At 59.2% G+C, this 14,963-nt stretch carries 11 protein-coding genes and 1 pseudogene; 2 read left to right on the forward strand and 10 right to left on the reverse strand.

The annotated features are described in order from the left end of the window. The first annotated feature begins 25 nt into the window (after positions 1 to 25). Positions 26 to 955 carry a ZIP family metal transporter gene (locus tag ACOI8A_RS20120; protein ID WP_420648840.1) on the forward strand — a complete coding sequence of 310 codons (930 nt, stop codon included), beginning with the start codon at positions 26 to 28 and terminating at the stop codon, positions 953 to 955. On the opposite strand, the gene ACOI8A_RS20125 is transcribed toward ACOI8A_RS20120, so the two are convergent. The 10 genes and pseudogenes from ACOI8A_RS20125 to ACOI8A_RS20170 form a co-directional block, all read right to left on the reverse strand. Continuing rightward, entirely contained in the window at positions 952 to 3,534 is a 2,583-nt protein-coding gene (locus ACOI8A_RS20125; RefSeq protein ID WP_420648839.1) for a bifunctional diguanylate cyclase/phosphodiesterase, read from the reverse strand. The two genes, ACOI8A_RS20120 and ACOI8A_RS20125, sit on opposite strands and share 4 nt — an antisense overlap. Before the next feature lie 980 nt (positions 3,535 to 4,514). Further along, positions 4,515 to 4,655: pseudogene (locus ACOI8A_RS20130) on the reverse strand (heme-binding protein); the annotation flags it as partial. Beyond that, complete coding sequence (gene glcF, locus ACOI8A_RS20135; protein ID WP_420648838.1) at positions 4,606 to 5,853, reverse strand: glycolate oxidase subunit GlcF; 1,248 nt, start codon at positions 5,851 to 5,853, stop codon at positions 4,606 to 4,608. The pseudogene ACOI8A_RS20130 and the gene glcF, both read right to left, overlap by 50 nt. A 3-nt stretch (positions 5,854 to 5,856) precedes the next feature. Beyond that, positions 5,857 to 6,921 (reverse strand): glycolate oxidase subunit GlcE, encoded by a 1,065-nt coding sequence (gene glcE / locus ACOI8A_RS20140; RefSeq protein ID WP_420648837.1) that lies wholly within the window; start codon positions 6,919 to 6,921, stop codon positions 5,857 to 5,859. Further along, positions 6,921 to 8,420 carry a glycolate oxidase subunit GlcD gene (gene glcD / locus ACOI8A_RS20145; protein WP_420648836.1) on the reverse strand — a complete coding sequence of 500 codons (1,500 nt, stop codon included), beginning with the start codon at positions 8,418 to 8,420 and terminating at the stop codon, positions 6,921 to 6,923. Before glcD ends, glcE begins: the two co-directional genes overlap by 1 nt. A 167-nt stretch (positions 8,421 to 8,587) precedes the next feature. Continuing rightward, positions 8,588 to 9,412: a suppressor of fused domain protein gene (locus ACOI8A_RS20150; protein WP_420651416.1), complete on the reverse strand. Its 825-nt coding sequence runs from the start codon at positions 9,410 to 9,412 to the stop codon at positions 8,588 to 8,590. A gap of 137 nt (positions 9,413 to 9,549) precedes the next feature. Then, a complete protein-coding gene (proP, locus tag ACOI8A_RS20155) occupies positions 9,550 to 11,052 on the reverse strand; it encodes a glycine betaine/L-proline transporter ProP (protein WP_420651417.1) in 1,503 nt (500 codons plus the stop codon). Positions 11,053 to 11,234: 182 nt separating this feature from the next. Continuing rightward, positions 11,235 to 12,617, reverse strand: coding sequence for an LLM class flavin-dependent oxidoreductase (locus ACOI8A_RS20160; protein WP_420651418.1), 1,383 nt, complete (start codon positions 12,615 to 12,617; stop codon positions 11,235 to 11,237). A gap of 28 nt (positions 12,618 to 12,645) precedes the next feature. After that, a complete protein-coding gene (locus tag ACOI8A_RS20165; protein WP_420651419.1) occupies positions 12,646 to 13,491 on the reverse strand; it encodes an amino acid ABC transporter permease in 846 nt (281 codons plus the stop codon). Continuing rightward, a complete protein-coding gene (locus ACOI8A_RS20170; protein WP_420651420.1) occupies positions 13,488 to 14,309 on the reverse strand; it encodes an ABC transporter substrate-binding protein in 822 nt (273 codons plus the stop codon). Before ACOI8A_RS20170 ends, ACOI8A_RS20165 begins: the two co-directional genes overlap by 4 nt. 234 nt (positions 14,310 to 14,543) lie before the next feature. Between ACOI8A_RS20170 and ACOI8A_RS20175 the strand changes: the two genes are divergently transcribed. Further along, on the forward strand, positions 14,544 to 14,804 hold the full coding sequence (locus ACOI8A_RS20175) for a hypothetical protein (protein ID WP_420651421.1): 261 nt from the start codon (positions 14,544 to 14,546) through the stop codon (positions 14,802 to 14,804). The last annotated feature ends 159 nt before the right edge of the window (positions 14,805 to 14,963 follow it).

The following is a 14,963-nucleotide window of genomic DNA, read 5'->3' on the forward strand; positions in this document are numbered from 1 at the left end:
GTCAATGGGAAAAGAGGAGATTTTCATGCCGCAACCTTCACCTTCGCTGGGATCGCCCGTGCGCTCATGGCTGCGTCAGGTTTCACGCTCGGGGTGGGGCGGGATTTTTTTCTGGCTGGTGCTGGCCGGCGTGGCCGTTTTGCTGTTGCTCAGCGGTTACGGCGCGTTCGTCGGCGCCAACAAGGACAATCTGCACTACGCCGTTCTCGGCGGCATGTCGGGCTTCGCTGCAACTGCGCTCGGCGCGGTGATGGCGATTGCCTTGCGCGACATTGCTGCGCGCACCCAGGACATCATGCTCGGATTCGCCGCGGGCATGATGCTCGCCGCCAGTTCGTTCTCGCTGATTCTGCCGGGCATCGAAGCGGCGCAGGCACTGTTTGGTAACCCGTTGCTGGCCGCCAGTGTGGTGGTGGCGGGGTTGGCGCTGGGCGTGGCGTTGATGGTCGGACTCGATCGCTTCATCCCGCATGAGCACGTCGAAAGCGGACGCCGCGGGCCGCAAGCGCAGCGCATCAACCGGGTCTGGCTGTTCGTGCTGGCGATCACCTTGCATAACTTGCCGGAAGGCATGGCGATTGGCGTGAGCTTCGCCAACGGTGACATGCAGGTCGGTTTGCCGTTGACCACTGCGATCGCCATTCAGGATATTCCTGAGGGCCTTGCGGTGGCGTTGGCCTTGCGGGTAACTGGCATTTCGGCGCTGCGGGCGGCGTTGATTGCGGTCGGTTCCGGGCTGATGGAGCCGTTGGGCGCGATTGTCGGGCTGGGCGTCTCCAGCAGTTTTGCCTTGGGCTACCCGATTGCACTGGGGCTGGCGGCCGGTGCGATGATTTTTGTGGTGTCGCACGAGGTGATTCCCGAGACGCACCGCAACGGCCACGAGACGCCGGCCACACTAGGCCTGATGCTGGGTTTTGGCGTGATGATGTTTCTCGACACGGCGCTGGGCTAGGACTGCACCGCCTGCGGTTGGTCGCTGCGCGAGGCCGCCAGCAGCGCCGCGAAGGCGTGTTTGTCCACCGGGCGGCTCATGAAATAGCCCTGTACTTCGTTGCATTGATCCTTGCCGAGAATGTCCAGTTGTTCCTCGGTTTCCACGCCTTCGGCCGTCACAGTCAGGCCCATGGCCTTGCCCAGGCCGATGATCGCTTGCACCACTGCGCGATCATTGTCGCCGCTGCTGATCGAGGCAATGAAACGCTTGTCGATCTTGATCCCGTCGAACGGGTAAGCGCGCAGATAGCCCAGCGATGAGTAGCCGGTGCCGAAGTCATCCATGTTCAGGCGCACGCCGAGTTCCTTCAGCGCAGTCATGGTGCTCAGCGCGCCGTCAGTGTCGTTGAGCATGACGTTTTCGGTGATTTCCAGCTCCAGCCGACTGGCCGGAAAACGCGTTTCGACCAACACTTCACGCACATCCTCGACCACATCGCTTAGCGCAAACTGCGCCGGCGAGAGATTGACCGAAAGAAACACGTCACTCGGCCAATCGAGTGCGGTTTGACAGGCTTCACGCAGCACCCAGCGACCGAGCGGCACGATCAGATCGGTTTGCTCGGCCAGTGGAATGAACAGGTCCGGCCCGAGCAGGCCTTGGGTCGGATGCATCCAGCGCACCAGAGCTTCGACCGAAACGATCTGCTTGCCATCGACCTTGTAGCGCGGTTGGTAGTGCAGAACGAACTCATGGTTCTTGATAGCCAGGCGCAGGTCGTCCTCCAGTTGTCGGCGGCTCTGAATCTGATCGCTCATGTGCGCTTCGAAATAGCACCAGGTGTTCTTGCCGTCGGACTTGGCCTTGTACAGCGCAATGTCGGCGCAACGGATCAACTCGCCGGGCACATAACCCTGGCGTCGGCTGAGGGCGATGCCGACGCTGGCACCGATGTGCAGCGGGTGATTTTCGTAGTTGATCGGCTGATGCAGGCTGCCGATCAGCCGCGTGCAGAACTTGTCGATTTCCTGATGAGTGTCCATGCCGTTGAGTACCACCACGAACTCATCGCCGCCCAAACGGGCGACCAGGTCCAGCTCGCGGGTGCACTCGCGCAGACGGCTGGCGACTTCCTGCAACACCGCATCACCGGCCGGGTGACCCAGCGAATCGTTGATCGGTTTGAAGTTGTCCAGGTCAATCACCAATACAGACAAAGGCGCGGAATGCTCCTTGTGCAATAGCGCTTCATCCAGATAGCGCGCGAGTTTGTTGCGGTTGGGCAGGCCGGTCAGCGCATCGTGCATCGACAGGTGCTGGATCTGCGCGTGTGCGGCGACTTCGTCGGTAATGTCGCTGGCGGTGCCGCGATAGCCAGTCACCGATCCGTTGTCGAAGATCGGCCGTGCGGACAGTCGGCAATGGCGCTGCTGCCCGGACTGGTCGCGGTAGGTGCAGCGCAGGTCGCTGGCATTGGTTTCCTCTGGCAACTTGTTGAACCACAGATCCAGCGGTGTGGTGTCGCAGACCAATAATTCGCCGATGTTGCGGCCCAGCCAATGCGCCTCTGCATAGCCGGTCACTTCGCTGAAACGCGCGGAGAGATACGTGATGGACTGGTGATTGTCGGTTTCCCAGATCCAGTCCGAAGCCGCTTCGGCGACCGCACGAAAGCGTTCTTCGCTGGCCTCCAGCGCACGATTGGCAGCCTGCATGGTTGCGAAACTGCTATCGACGAAGCGCGAGGAGCGCAATGCATGGCGGAAAAAGTAAGCCGTCAGCAGCATCAACACCAGTAACGTGCCGCCCAGCGGCGGTAGTAGCGACCACAACAACTGTTGCCCGGGTCGCTCGAGATCGGCAATCAGGCTGTAGCCGGTGCTGTCGAGTGCGACACGCGGCTGTCCGGCATCGATGGTTTCGTCCGGTGCCAGCGTCAGGTTGTTCAGGCCGTAGCCGCTGCCAAGCTTGCGCAGTTTGGTTGGCGTGAGCTTGTCGACGAACACCAGTACCGAAGTTGTCTGCGGGTCGCCCAGCGGTCGCTCGTCGTTGGGGATAATCGCCGCAGCAGTAATCAGTGCGGGCCAGCCTTCAAAAAGCGAGTAGGTGGCAATCGGTTTTGTCAGATCCGGCTGGCTCTGTACTTGATCGACCAGATTTGCGGCGGACATTTGCAAGAAATTCGAGATATTCGAATCGAGCATTTGACCGCGAACCACGCTGTACTTGGTGCGCTCGCGATCGAGCACGAACACGCCGTCATAACCGTCGCTGGTGAACAGGGTTTTGCCGACATTTTGCTCGGTGAAAGCCCAGTTGATGTCGATCTCACCGCTAAGGTGCTCGTAGGCGCTGGTCCAGTAGGCGTAACTGGTGATGTAGTTTTTCGACGCGATGATACGGTTTTCCAGCGCGCGGGCTGAATAGAATCTGGTTTCGTTGACGTCCTGGGTGTCGAGGTGGCTGGCGATGCCAAGCAGGGCGCTGGCGGCAGCGAACACGCCGACAATAAACAGCAGACCTACGGCAAATGCCAGGCGCCGGGTCACTGCGCTTTGAGGAGCGAGGATTGGCGCCGCGTAAGTGGAGGTTTGCATTTCGCTCGTCCTTGATCCGTTTGCTACGGCATCTGGAACATTGCAGTTGGCAGATTGTTCAGACCTTCTGCGGGATTGCGCTGATCCGAATAGCCGAAAGCATAGTGAACTCGATTTGGCTTTGCCCGCCCTTATCTGAAACGGCTGACATTTCTTTTACTGATCGAGTGCAAGCGGGGGAGATTCCGGGGTTGGTACCGGCGGTTTAGTCGTCTGGGGTGGGTGGTCTTGGGATGGTGCTTACGCGGGCTTGCGATGCGTCCTACAGCTGTAGGTCGATTATTCCTATTAATGACAGCGTCTTTGATGCGAAAAAAAGCCCGCTTCAGCCGAAACTGAAGCGGGCTTCCCCCGCATTGATGACCGTTACTTCAGATCGTCAAAGTGGTCTCGCAGGAATTCGTAAAAGCGGAACGCTTTAAACGATCTCCATACGAGGCTCAGCGTACGCAGCAAAAGCTTCATACGTTTTGGCCTCCAGGTTGGGGGCCGCCTCCAGCGCACTTACCGGAATACGTGTGCCTTCAGCCTACAGGTCAGTGTGGCTTGTGAGGCGACCGGTCGAGATCCCTCCGAATCATCATTCCGGCACGGGTGCAAAACCGTGTCGGAGGGCATGAAACCGTTGGGTCGCCGGTCAAACCTCATCGCTCCACTGTCAAGTGAGCGCAGGCATCCTAACCTAGAAACTCACTCTTAGAAGACTCATCTTTGTTGTCTAGAGCGTTTGAGTTTCCGTTTTTTGTAAAGCGTTATTTCTGTCAGGTATTTGCTGAAAAGTTTATTGTCGTAATGGTCTGTATATGCCTTGAACTGCGGCAAAAAAGAACGAAAGAAATCCGTTGCGGGCAATAGCAAAGGCTAATAACATGCGTCCACGTCAGTGTGGCTTGTGAGGCAGTAAGCTTCGGTCGCAAACCGAGGCTTACGAAAAAATACCGTCCCGCAAAGACGGTTTTTTTTCGCCTGTCATTTACCCCTCAATCCAGACACTGCACGCCCGCTCGGGCCACTTGCGCATCCTGCTCGGCCTTCACCCCCGACACCACGACCGCGCCAATCACCTGCCCGTCAAACATAATCGGCACGCCGCCTTCGGGCGAGGCCAACAGCGTCGTCGACCAGTTCGATCCAGTGCCTCACTGGCGTGCGACCCGCGCCGTCAAGGTGGGACTGACAGCCGATATTGGCTGTGGCAATGATTTCCGGGTGACCACTTTCCAGTGCATTGAGTTTGTTGTCGCGCAGCTGTCGCGCCAGTTCAGGTTGGGTCAGCGAATAAGTGCCGGCCGAGCCGCAACACAGGTGCGCGTCCGGTACGGCGGTCAGGCTGAAGCCCAGGCGCAGCAACACCGACTCGACTGCGCCGCCGAGTTTCTGCGCGTGTTGCAAGGTGCAGGGACAATGGAATGCCAGTCGCCGATCCCCGTGAACGCCGAGGGATTCCAATGGCTCATCCCTGAGCACTTCGACCAGATCCTTTGCCAGCGCGCTGACCCGTTTGGCCTTCTCGGCATACGCCGGATCGGCACACAGCAGATGCGCGTAATCCTTGACGAACGCACCGCATCCGCTGGCGGTTTGCACAATCGCTTCGGCGCCAAGTTCGATCGCCGGCCACCACGCATCGATATTGTGCCGGGCGCGATCAAGGCCAGCAGCCTGCGCGTCGAGGTGATACTCCACCGCGCCGCAGCAACCGGCTTCAAGGGTTGCGGTGACGCTGATTCCCAAGCGATCCAGTACCCGCGCGGCTGCCGCATTGGTATTCGGCGACAACCCCGGCTGCACGCAACCTTCCAGCATCAACATTTGTCGCGCATGTCGGGTTACCGGACGTGATCCAGGCGCCGCTGCGTTGCGCGGAAGTTTGGCCTGCAAACTGCCGGGCAGCAGTGCACGAAACACCTGGCCGCTGCTGATCAACCCCTTGAACAACCCGGCATTCGACACCACGCTGCGCAGCCCTGCACGCACTAAACGCTGACCAAGTGGACGCGGCACGGCGGCATCGACCACCGCGCGGCCGATATCCAACAGGTTGTGATAATCCACCGCGGACGGGCAGGTGGTTTCGCAGTTGCGGCACGACAGACAGCGATCCAGATGCTCTTGAGTCTTGCGCGTGACCTGATTGCCTTCGAGCACCTGCTTGATCAGATAGATGCGCCCGCGTGGCCCATCGAGTTCATCGCCGAGCAGTTGATAGGTCGGGCAGGTCGCGTTGCAAAAGCCGCAGTGCACACAGCTGCGCAGGATTTTTTCGGCCTCTTCGGCGCGCGGCAGTTGCCGGGATTCTGCGCTCAAGGTGGTTTGCATGGCTCACAGCTCCGCGTACAGACGGCCGGGATTGAAGATCCCGCGAGGGTCGAGTTGTCGCTTGAGGGATTGATGATAGTGCAGCAGGGCGGGCGGCAGCGGCTGGAACGGACTGTCCACCAGGCCATGGCTGTAGCTGATTGCATGTCCGCCGACTTCGCCGACTAGTTTGCGAACAACCGCCGCATCAGCATCGGACTTGAGCCAGCGCTGCGCACCAGCCCAGTCGAGCAACTGCACGCCGGGCAGATTCAACAGCGGCGTATTGTTCGGTACTGACAAGCGCCACAGCGGCTGGATCTCATCGAAGAATGCCAGTCGATGCTCATTCAAATCCGCCCAATACGCGGCATCAAGCAACTCGCCACCCAATCGATCATGCGCCGCCGCCACCGAACCCTCGCCACCCTCCAGACGCAGATGCAAACGCTCGCCATCGTGACAAGCCGCGCTGATCGGCAATGGCTGCTGCCCCCATTCGGCCAGTCGCAGCAGAGCGCGTTCGCTGTTCATCTCAAGACTGATGCTCAGGCACTTTCGCAGTTTCGGCAGCACCTTGAGCGAGACCTCGGTGATCACGCCAAGCGAGCCATAACTGCCGGCCATCAACCGCGACAGATCGTAACCGGCGACGTTCTTCATCACCTCACCGCCGAAGCGCAGATGTTTGCCATGCCCGGTGATGACCCGCGTACCCAACACAAAATCGCGCACCGAACCCGACCACGGGCGGCGCGGCCCCGACAAGCCACTGGCGATCATGCCGCCCACCGTGGCGCCGTCGGTGAAGGCGGGCGGTTCGCATGGGAGCATTTGCTGCGCGGCGTCGAGCACTTCCAGCAATTCATTAAGCGGTGTGCCGCAGCGCACGCTGACAACCAGTTCAGTCGGGTCATAGCTGACGATGCCGCGATGCCCGCGCGTATCGAGTATTTCCCCGGCAACAATGCGCCCAAGAAACGCCTTGCTGTTGCCGCCCTGAATGCGCAACGGCGTAGCGTTTTCCAGCGCCTGATTGACCTGCTCGAGCAGGGCGGCGCTGTCGTCGAAATCCTGCGCATTACCCATCAGAATCGCTCCAGCTCTGGGAACGGCAACTGCCCGCCATGCACGTGCATCGCGCCAAACTCGGCGCAGCGATGCAGGGTAGGAATGTTCTTGCCCGGATTGAGCAGACCGCTCGGATCGAACGCCGCTTTCACCGCATGAAACAGGGTCAATTCGTCACTGTTGAACTGCGCGCACATCTGATTGATTTTCTCGCGACCGACCCCGTGTTCGCCGGTGATGCTGCCGCCGACTTTCACGCATAACTCAAGAATCTTTCCGCCCAATGCTTCAGCGCGATCCAGTTCGCCGGGCTGGTTGGCGTCGAACAGAATCAACGGGTGCATGTTGCCGTCGCCGGCGTGGAAAACGTTGGCCACGCGCAGGCCGTACTCGGCGGATAACTGTTTGATCGCGTGCAAGACGCCGGGCAATTCACGCCGCGGAATCGTGCCATCCATGCAGTAATAATCCGGCGATAAACGACCGACTGCAGGGAAGGCATTTTTGCGCCCGGCCCAGAATCGCACGCGTTCGGCCTCGTCGCGCGCCTGACGTACTTCGGTCGCGCCGGCTTGCTCCAGTACCTGGCGCACCCGGTCGCAGTCGTCGTGGACATCGGCTTCGACGCCATCCAGTTCACACAGCAGAATCGCTTCGGCGTCCACCGGATAACCGGCGTGGATGAAGTCTTCAGCGGCACGGATCGCCAGGTTATCCATCATCTCCAAACCACCGGGAATGATCCCCGCAGCGATGATCTCACCCACCGCGCGCCCGGCCTTTTCCACCGAATCGAATGATGCCAACAGCACCTTGGCGGTCTGTGGTTTGGGCAGCAGTTTGACGGTCACTTCGATGATCACCCCGAGCATGCCTTCGGAACCGGTGAACAGCGCCAGCAAATCAAATCCCGGAGAATCCAGCGCCTCTGAACCGAGCGTGACGTGTTCGCCTTCGACCGTGAGAATGTCGACCTTGAGCAGGTTGTGCACCGTCAGACCGTATTTGAGGCAATGCACGCCGCCAGCGTTTTCCGCGACATTACCGCCAATCGAACAGGCAATCTGCGACGACGGATCCGGCGCGTAATACAGCCCGAATGGCGCGGCAGCCTGCGAGATCGCCAGATTGCGCACCCCCGGCTGAACCCGCGCCGTACGCGCCGCCGGGTCAATCTGCAGAATATTGTTGAAGCGCGCCATCACCAGCAACACGCCTTTCTCCAGCGGCAACGCACCGCCGGACAATCCGGTCCCCGCACCACGCGCCACCACCGGCACCCGCCGTTCATGGCAAATCCGCAGAATCCCCTGCACCTCATCCAGATGCCGGGGCAACACCACCAGCAACGGCGTGGTGCGATAGGCCGAAAGCCCATCACATTCGTACGGCTTGAGTTCTTCGCGCGCGTGCAGCACTTGCAGATCCGGCCATTGGCTGCGCAGATCCAGCAGCAGCGCGGCTTTGTCGACGTCCGGCAACACACCGTCGAGCTGTTCGTCGTAGAGAATATTCATGATCGGTGCACGACCCTCCTTGTGGTTTTTAGAGGTGTGGATCGTTGGGCGGCTCAATGCAACATTGAGCCGTTGGTGCCGGTGAGTAAAGCTGAGGAGGGAGGAGGATGGGTCAACGTGCGAAAAAGAACGGTGCTTGTCACGCCGTCACTGAGTTCCGCACGGCATCAAACAACGCTGGCACGTTGCAGGCTGCTCAAATGCCCGATGCCCGCAGCGTTCAAGCGGCTGACCAGATCCTCGCGTGCGGCGCGCCCACCCGAGCGCACGTAGGCAAGCTCCGCCGCCGTGATCAATACCACCGGCACCAACCTGACCGGAGACAAAGGCATGTCATCCAGGCGGGTCTGGAAATCGGGTTGCGGGCCGCCCAGCAGCACGCCGACACAATCGTCATCGGTGACGAAGAGGGCGGGCAACTGACCGTTTATATGGTGCGACTGACTGAATCCAGGGACGTCGACGGAGAGCACTCCGTGCTGATCGAGACTGTGGGTGATACCGCCCGCGTTGGCCACGGTTTTGGCGAGGGTTTCCAACAGTTCGAAAGCCCAGCTGCGCTTGAATGGATCGACGTCACCTACGGCGCCCTTGGCATGTTCGGGGATATCGGCGGTTTCGATGAATAACTCCATCTCAAACCCATTGGACATATCGTCCGTACCATCGAACGGGTCTGACAAGCCTTCGGTGGCAAGAATGATTGAATCGCTACGGCGCACCACGCGGTAGGCCTGGCGGGTAGACGGCCAGTCAGGGCCACCGGAAAAGCTCGGGCTGATCATGTAGGACAGGACATCCTGCTCGACAGCCCCGACCGACCGCCAGTGCCGATCCAGGCATTCCGCGCCGGCCACTCGAGCTGCATCGTGCGCCGCTTCGATCTCGGACCAGTCAGGCAGATCATCCGGCACCTCAGGTTGTGTTACCGGAGGAGCCGATTGAACGACGGGTTTTTTCGATGAGGAGAAAAGCTTTTTGAAGAAACTCATGTGCGGTCCTTGCGGGGTTTGGTTCGGGATCGAAAGCAGCCGTTCATGACTGGCCGCTTTCGCTCCTTGATTTACCCGGCACTAAACCACTTATTTAGCGCCCTGCGAAGGCCGCGAGAGCGCTGAAAGCGAGTTTTTTATTCAATCCGCGGATGCTGCTGCACGAGGTTTTCACGCTTGGCTTCCAGCTCAGCAATCTGCGCATCAATGTCCTCAATCTTGTGCTCGATATTGTCGTGATGCTCCTGCAAGAGTTCCTTGGCTTCTTCAAGGTCGGACGCTGCAGGTGCCGCGCCGCGTAGCGGTTTGTTCGCGGTTTCTTTCATGGTCAGGCCGGTCGCGAGGCCGACCACGGCAATGACCATCAGGTAATACGCCGGCATGTACAGATTCTGCGTGGTCTCCACCAGCCAGGCGACGAGGGCAGGGGTCAGGCCGGCGATCAGTACCGAGACGTTGAAGGCGCTGGCCAGGGCGCTGTAGCGAATGTGCGTAGGGAACATCGCCGGCAGGGTCGAGGCCATCACGCCGATGAAGAAGTTCAGTAACACCGCCAGCATCAGCAGGCCGGAGAAGATCAGGCCGATTTTGCCGCTGTTGATCAGCGTGAACGCTGGAATCGCGAGGATGAACAGGCCGATGCTGCCGCACACGATGAAGGGTTTGCGCCCGATCTTGTCGCTGATGAAGCCGATCAGCGGCTGCACGAACAGCATGCCGACCATGATCGCGATGATGATCAGCACGCCGCTATTTTCGCTGTAGTGCAGGTTGTGCGTCAGGTAGCTCGGCATGTAGGTGAGCAGCATGTAATAGGTGACGTTGGTCGCCGCGACCACGCCGATGCAGGTCACGAGACTGCGCCAGTGCTTGGTTACAACCTCTTTGAACGAGACTTTCGGGCCGTGGGCCAAACCTTCGCGGTCGCCTTGTTCGAGTTGTTCAACGTGCTGCTGGAACGCCGGGGTTTCTTCCAGCGCGTTACGCAAATACAGGCCAATCATGCCCAGTGGGAGAGCGAGGAAAAACGGCAGGCGCCAGCCCCATTCTTCGAATTTCTGTTCGCCGAGAATCGTCGAAATCAGCACCACCAAACCTGCGCCAAACACGAAGCCGGCAATCGAACCGAAGTCCAGCCAACTGCCGAGGAAACCGCGTTTGCGATCCGGCGCGTATTCAGCGACGAAGATCGAAGCGCCGGTGTATTCACCGCCGACCGAAAAGCCTTGGGCGACTTTCGCCAGCAACAACAGGATTGGCGCCCAGATGCCAATCGACGCGTAGGAGGGGATCAAGCCAATCGCGAAAGTACTGAGCGACATGATCACGATGGTCGCGGCGAGGACTTTCTGTCGTCCGTACTTGTCGCCCAATGCGCCGAAAAATAAACCGCCCAACGGCCGAATCAGGAACGGGACGGAGAAGGTCGCTAGCGCGGCAATCATCTGCACGCTTGGATCGGCACCGGGGAAGAACACCTTGCCGAGCACGTAGGCGACGAAGCCGTAGACGCCGAAGTCGAACCATTCCATCGCGTTGCCGAGTGCGGCGGCGGTGATCGCCTTGCGCATCTTCACGTCGTCGACAATGGTGATGTCTTGCAACCCGATCGGGTTGACGCTGTTTTTAGCTGCTTTCATGCGAGTCCACTCTGATCCTATCAGTCTTGATGCAAACCGCCCTGAGCCCCGTGTGGCGCGGGCTGGGCAGCTTGCCTTGGCCGTTGCCATCTATTTGATGGCACAGCTTGTTCCTGATCAGATACAACTGGACACGAAAAAATTCACCGCATTCGGCTATTTTTTGCTAATCGCCTGCGCAGTCACTGCGTGCGGTCGAAACGGAACGACGCGCCATAAGCCGAATCCGGCAAATGATTCGCGCCATCGCCACGTAATCTCGAGCGGAACGTCCCGCGTTGCGGCTCAGTGCGATACAAGCCACGCTTCTGCAATTCAGGGATGATCAGCTCGACAAAATCTTCGAGGCTGCCGGGGCTGATCAGCGGGTTGAGCATGTAACCGCTGGTGCCGGAGATCCGCGCGTGTTCTTCGATGCGATCCGCCACTTGCTCGGGTGTGCCGACCAGAATCAGGTCGCTGCCGCGCGTGACGCTGGCGAAGCGCTGTTTGACGTCGCCTGCGGTCAGCGGTTTGCCGCTGCCATCGGCGCGCATCACGTAGGAGGTCAGGCCTTCGGTGTGGGTCGACAGCGCTTCATTGTCGGCATAGCGGCTGATGTCGATCCCGGTGTCGCCGGCGTAACTGACCAGTTGCGCTTGCAGGTGATAATTGCTTTGCAGCTCATCGTATTTGCGCTGGGCTTCGATCTCGGTTTTGGCGGTGACGATGCGCAACACAGTCAGCGATTTGACGTCTTCACGTTGCCGACCGAGCGCCTGCGCCTTGACCCAGATGTCTTCCAGACCCTGGCGAATCTCCTGCGGATTGGACTTGGCGATAAAGATCAGCTCGGCATGCTTGGCCGCAAACTCGCGTCCACGTCCCGACCAACCGGCCTGAATCAACAACGGCGTACGCTGTGGCGACGGCGAAGTCAGGTGTGGCCCGGCCACCCGGTAATGCGCGCCTTCATGATTGATCGGCCGCACCCGATCGCCACGTGCATAGAGCTGGCGCGCCTTGTCAGCGACCACCGCGTCATCCGCCCAGCTGCCTTCCCAGAGTTTGTAGACCACGTCCATGAACTCTTCGGCGCGCTCGTAGCGGTCGTCGTGTTTGATCATCTGTTCGAGGCCGAAATTGCGTGCGGCGCTGGACAGGTACGAAGTGACAACGTTCCAGCCGACCCGGCCATTAGTCAGGTGATCGAGGGTACTGAAGCGCCGCGCGTGGGTGAACGGATGCTCGTAACTGGTGGTGACGGTCACGCCGAATGCGAGGTTTTCCGTCACCGCAGCGAGCGCCGGGATGATCATCAACGGATCGTTGGCCGGCGCTTCCACCGCCCATTTCATCGCCGCATCGGCGTTGCCGCCAAACACGTCATAGAAGCCCAGCACATCGCCGAAAAACAGCATGTCGAGATGCGCCTGATCGGCAATTCGCGCCAGGTTCGACCAGTAGCCGAGCGAGTTGATGCTCAGGCGTTCGTCAGCCGGGTGAGTCCACAGGCTTGGCGCACCGCCGCAGCCGACGCTGGCCTGTTCATAGAGTGCAAACAGCAGAGGTTTTGGATCGGACATTGTCGTTCCTGAAAATATCGTGAGCGGCTTAGCGCTGATGCTTGAAACCCCGGCCGTAATGGTGTTCGAGGCGGTGCTGGATCAGTTCGAGACCGATGGACAGCAGCCAGTAAATCACGGCTGCAGTGGTGAGCATTTCGATGTAGCGATACGACGAGCGACCGTACGACTGCGCGAGAAACATCACTTCCCAGACGCCCATCACCGAGATCAACGAAGAATCCTTGAGCATCGAAATGAACTGGCTGGTGGTCGGCGGCAGAATCGTACGCATCGCTTGCGGCAGGATGATATGGATGAAGGTGGCTGCCGGTTTCAAACCGAGTGCCGCCGCCGCTTCACGCTGCCCCGGCGCAACACCGAGGATGCCCGCGCGGAAAATTTCACTGAGATAGGCGCCATAATTCAGCGACAACGCGATGATCCCGGCGCTGATCGCCCCCGGCACCACACCGAGCTGCGGCAGACCCAGATAGATCAACAGGATCTGAATCAGCAACGGCGTACCGCGAAAAAACGAGGCGTAAAAACTCGCAATGCCGAACGCCACCGCACTGCTGGACAGTCGCGCCAGCGCCGTGACAAAACCCAGCAGCAAGGAAAACCAGATCGAGCAAAAGCACAGAAAAATCGTCAGCGCCGCGCCCTGCAAAAAACCGTTCGGCCCCAGATGCACACCGACCAGGTTTGGCAGCTTGTCGAGAATGATCGAAAACTTCAGATCGAAGCTCAGGAAAAACATCACGCACAAACCGAGCAGTCCCGCCCACGTCAGATACAAACGCGTGCGGAAACCGAACCACTGACGTGGTTGCAGCGGCGCGGGTTCAACGGCGACCCGGGTTTTCGCCGGGTGAGGGTTAAGGGCAGTCATTGGCTGATATCGGAGCCGATCCACTTCTGTGAGATCTTGCTCAGCGTGCCGTCAGCCTTGAGTTGCGCGATGACTTCGGTAACTTTCGCGTTCCACTGCGGATCACCTTTCTCGACCGCCACCACGTTCGGCTCGGCGTACAGCGGCTCGCCGGCAATCTTGAAACGCGGGTCTTGAGAGATGCGCTCGCGGGCGGTGATCAGGTTGGTGACCATCGCATCCAGACGCACGCCACTGCCGAGCGCCAGGTCCTGAAACGCCACGGTTTCGTTGTCATACGGCGCGATCTGCACGCTCTCAAATGGATAGCTGAGCGGCTTGTCCTCGGCGCCTTCGATCACCAGATCCTTGTTCAGATAAGCCTCGTAAGTCGATGCGCTGATCACCCCGACTTTCTTGCCCGACAAATCTTTGCCCGCAGCGATGGCCGTGTCCTTGGCATTCACCACAATCACCGCCGGCGACTGGTAATACTGCACCGGAAAATCAAATACCTCGGCGCGCGCCTTGCTCGGCGTCATCGAGCACACGCAGATGTCGTAACGACCATTCCAGTGCCCGGCCGCAATCACATCCCACGACGGCGTCTCCAGTCGCAACTTCACACCCAGCTTTTCGGCCACGGCTTTCGCGACGTCTACATCGAAACCGTCCAACTGGTTTTGCGCATTGAGGAAAGAGAAGGGCGGATAACTCTCCATCAACACGCCAGTGAGCACACCTTTTTGCGTGACGCGATCAAGGATCGGACCGGCGAATGCGGCGGAGCAAGTGGTGGCCAATGCCAGGCCCAGGGTTAGAAATGCCGTGGTCTTCAAGTGCGAATGCTCCAAACAGAAAAAATTCTGAATAGATTAAAACGCACTATAAAAACCGTTTGTACTTCGATTTTTGCATATGCTGCTTTGTTCGTGGCATATCGGCCTTGCGGGTGAGGGCGGGGCATCATTGACTGCGTCGATAACAGCCATTAACTCAATGAAGTTCTCATATCGGAAGCGCGGCGTAAGATCGGCTCCATACCCAACCACTGCAACCCGGAGCACACAACCATGAAACGCCAAACCATCGTAGGTATTGTTTTCTCGATCTTCGCACTAAATGCCTTTGCGGCTACTGAGACTGATCCGCTGTTTAGCGATGCTGTGGCAGCGGCTACGCAGACTGATCCGTTGTTTAGTGATGCTGTTGCTGCTGATGGGGCGGATCGTTTGAAAGGTAACGAGGTTGCCGCCGACGGTTCGGATCGTCTGAAAGGCAACGAGGTTGCGGAAAATGGTTCGGATCGTCTGATCGAACGCCGTGCGGTGTGAATGCAGGGTTTTACCGTAGGACTCGACGAGAGCCCGGCATTAGGAGCCGGGCTTTTTTTCTTTTGGTTTCTGATCAGGAGCGGCCAGTGGAGGGTTTACATCCTGCGAGATAATTCCGGCCGGCGGCAAAATCAGTAAGCACCAGAGGCTGCTATCGGG

This window comes from Pseudomonas sp. P4795 (assembly GCF_048822895.1).
In the GTDB taxonomy this organism is placed as follows: domain Bacteria; phylum Pseudomonadota; class Gammaproteobacteria; order Pseudomonadales; family Pseudomonadaceae; genus Aquipseudomonas.